The organism is Methyloceanibacter sp. (genome assembly GCF_049590335.1).
Lineage (GTDB): Bacteria > Pseudomonadota > Alphaproteobacteria > Rhizobiales > Methyloligellaceae > Methyloceanibacter.
The window spans coordinates 1-1,629 of the sequence record NZ_JBAWCQ010000104.1 but is presented as its reverse complement, the minus strand read 5'-3'; the positions used below and the strand labels follow the sequence as shown (position 1 = coordinate 1,629).

The following is a 1,629-nucleotide window of genomic DNA, read 5'->3' as shown; positions in this document are numbered from 1 at the left end:
TCTAGGGACGACAGTGCCATTGACAGGCGCTCACAAGCGCAGCGGCACCGACACGCACAACCGATACGAACTGGCTATTCGCCGGATCAACGAACGGGGTGGCTTCGATGTCGACGGAAAGCGATATCGCCTTACGGCGTGCTATTACGGCGACAACTCCCACCCGTTGAAGGCCCAAGAGCTGATTGGCCGGCTGATTTACGAAGATGGTGTGAAATTCATTCTTGGACCGTATCACTCAGTCCAGAATCGTGCGGTTCTCGCGACCGTCAAGCGCAATCGTGTACCAATGGTTGATGCGCACTCGATTGCGCAGAAGCAGGATAACCGGCGCAACGGTTATGCTTTCGCCGTCGCGGCCACGCCTGATCAATACTTCATGCCGGCGCGCGAATTCGCCGCAGCCATCAGCGAAGGATTTGGCAAAGCGGCGAACGATCTGCGGATCGCAATCGCCACTCAAGATGACGCGTTGTCCCAGTAGGTCCGTGCCGGTGTGCTGTCTGATGTGCGGCGTCTTGGAACCACATGCGTTATCGACGATCAATTGCCCGAGAATTTCGCCGACATGTCCGTGACGCTCGAAAAGATCAAGGCCCTCAAGCCGGATCTGTTTTTGGTCTCCGGCCATGAGAGCACTGCGATATCGGCGATGAGCCAAATCTAGGAGTCCAGCGTCGGCGTGCCGATGGTTGCAGTCACCCATTGCCAAACGGCGCGCCTTGCTCAGGAAAGCCCCGAGCCGTCTGCCTTCGTCTTCTGTGCGGTGCAATGGGATCGGGCGGCGCAGCATTGGGGTGTGCTGCTCGGGACCGGAGAGAATTTTGCGCGCCTGTTCGAGAAGGCCTACGGATACGAGCCGTCGTCTGTCTCGGCCCATGCGGCGGCCGCCGTTTACGTCTTTGCCGATGCTTTCGCGCGGGCCCAAAGTCTTGAGCCCGAAAAGGTGCGCGATGCTATTTCCGCCACGGACCTTCAGACCTTTTTAGGACCCATCAAGTTCGATGGGCAGGATAGGAACATCGAAAAGTCGCTTCTGCTCACGCAGATTATCGATGGCGACTACGATCTCACAGCGCCCAGCGGCTGAGCCGAGCGGGAGCCCGTGATACCAAAACCAGCCCCCTAACAAATCTAATTGCTTCAACAGGCCTGCAATGCGCGAACCGATCAATCCTGAGCGGTTTGACTCCTAGAGTGCATCACCAGCGTAGACCGTCGCCGCGCAAGGTCGCTCCGCGCGCTTAAACAGGGAACAGGCGCCCTCGGCATCCTGAGCGTTGGCGAACGGCCCGGCGATCAGGCGCCATCGATTGTCCGGCGCTCGAACGCGCCTTGGTTGCAGACCGGCGACCAGAGCAGCATGCTTCGTCAGATATTCGCGCCAGAGCGGCCGCAACTCGTCACGTTTACCCACGCTACCGATCTCGATGCCGTAGCGCGTAGAGCCGTCATTGGCCGCAGGAGGCAGGGTGACCGGATCTATGGCCGCAATTGCAACCTCTTCCTGAACCACTTCCGTCTCGGTCTCAGGAGCGGCGACTGCTGCCGGGGGCGGCGGCGCGGGCACAGCTGCGGGTTCTGGCGTTGGCTTTGGGGCCTCGGCAACTGCTGGCGCGAGCTCAGGCT

4 protein-coding genes are annotated in these 1,629 nt (G+C 60.0%); 3 read left to right on the top strand and 1 reads right to left on the bottom strand.

The window, feature by feature from the left end; translation table 11 throughout:
* The 3 genes from WBQ77_RS08420 to WBQ77_RS08410 form a co-directional block, all read left to right on the top strand.
* Positions 1 to 484, top strand: a 484-nt coding sequence (locus tag WBQ77_RS08420) for an ABC transporter substrate-binding protein (protein WP_424059767.1), incomplete at its 5' end; no start/stop codon positions are given.
* A 24-nt stretch (positions 485 to 508) separates the two neighbouring features.
* On the top strand, positions 509 to 667 hold the full coding sequence (locus WBQ77_RS08415; protein WP_424059765.1) for a hypothetical protein: 159 nt from the start codon (positions 509 to 511) through the stop codon (positions 665 to 667).
* Between the two features lie 21 nt (positions 668 to 688).
* Positions 689 to 1,090: an ABC transporter substrate-binding protein gene (locus WBQ77_RS08410; RefSeq protein ID WP_424059769.1), complete on the top strand. Its 402-nt coding sequence runs from the start codon at positions 689 to 691 to the stop codon at positions 1,088 to 1,090.
* 102 nt (positions 1,091 to 1,192) lie between these two features.
* On the opposite strand, the gene WBQ77_RS08405 is transcribed toward WBQ77_RS08410, so the two are convergent.
* Positions 1,193 to 1,629: SPOR domain-containing protein (locus WBQ77_RS08405; protein WP_424059763.1), on the bottom strand; the 437-nt coding region annotated here is incomplete at its 5' end.

Bases quoted from the DNA above. Each gene is read 5' to 3' on its own strand.
- WBQ77_RS08410 (WP_424059769.1), top strand. From the start codon at position 689: ATGGTTGCAGTCACCCATTGCCAAACGGCGCGCCTTGCTCAGGAAAGC.